The 930-nt window shown below is 64.1% G+C and carries 1 protein-coding gene; it reads left to right on the top strand.

Annotation, left to right across the window (positions count from 1 at the left end):
- Positions 1-901 (top strand): ISL3 family transposase (locus RM531_RS15975; protein ID WP_311660721.1); only part of this gene is annotated, 901 nt, incomplete at its 5' end.
- Positions 902-930: the final 29 nt, after the last annotated feature.

Genomic DNA, 930 nt, shown 5'->3' with positions numbered 1-930 from the left:
CCGGCACATGGCGATTGATGCGGTAGCCCGCTACACGGGCCTGGCCTGGCGCACGGTCAAGGCCATGGATGCGCGCACACTGGCTGCTGAGTTGCCGGCGCTGCACCCAGAAGACATCACCGGGGTGCGTTATCTGGGCATCGACGAGGTCGCCCGTGCCAAGGGCCACGACTATCTCACGCTGGTCTACGACCTGGAGGCCGGGCACCTGCTGTGGGTCACCGAGGGCCGCTCCAAGGCCGGCTTACTGGATTTTCTTGACCGGCTCTCCCCCGAGTCCGCCGCGGGCATCGAGGCGGTGGCCATGGACATGTGGCCGGCGTTCGAAAACGCCGTGGCCCAGAGCCTACCCCAGGCCGCCATTGTCTATGACCGCTTTCACGTGATGGCCAACTACAGTAAGGCCATCGACCAAGTGCGCCGGGCCGAATTCAAGCGGGCCCAAGCCGCCGACAAGCCACTGCTGACCGGCAGCCGCTACCTGCTGCTCAAAAACGTTGGGCGCCTGAGTGAACGCCAGAGCCAACGCCTCGACGAGTTGCTGGCGGCCAACACGAATCTGCACGCGGTCTATAGCCTCAAGGAGCAACTGCAACAGCTTTGGCAGGCGCCGGCGACGCACACCGAGATGGCCCAGCGCCTGGCGCACTGGTGCGCGCTAGCCGAGGCCACGGGACTGGCGCCGATGCGGCGCTTCGCGGCCATGCTGCGCACACACCAACAAGGCATCTGCTACTACGCCCAATACCCCATAACCACCGCCCGGCTGGAGGCCGGCAACGTGGCCATCGGCATGATCCGAAAACGGGCTCGAGGACTGCTGGATACCGATTACTTCAAGCTCAAGATCCGGCAAAGCACACTGCCCGAACCCAACCTCGGCCTGTACGCTTTAACGTGAAGATTGGCTCAAACGATGTCAGAAGAGCC

The organism is Spectribacter acetivorans, from assembly GCF_031846305.1.
Lineage (GTDB): Bacteria > Pseudomonadota > Gammaproteobacteria > Nevskiales > Salinisphaeraceae > Spectribacter > Spectribacter acetivorans.
This window is presented reverse-complemented; position numbering and strand designations above follow the sequence as displayed.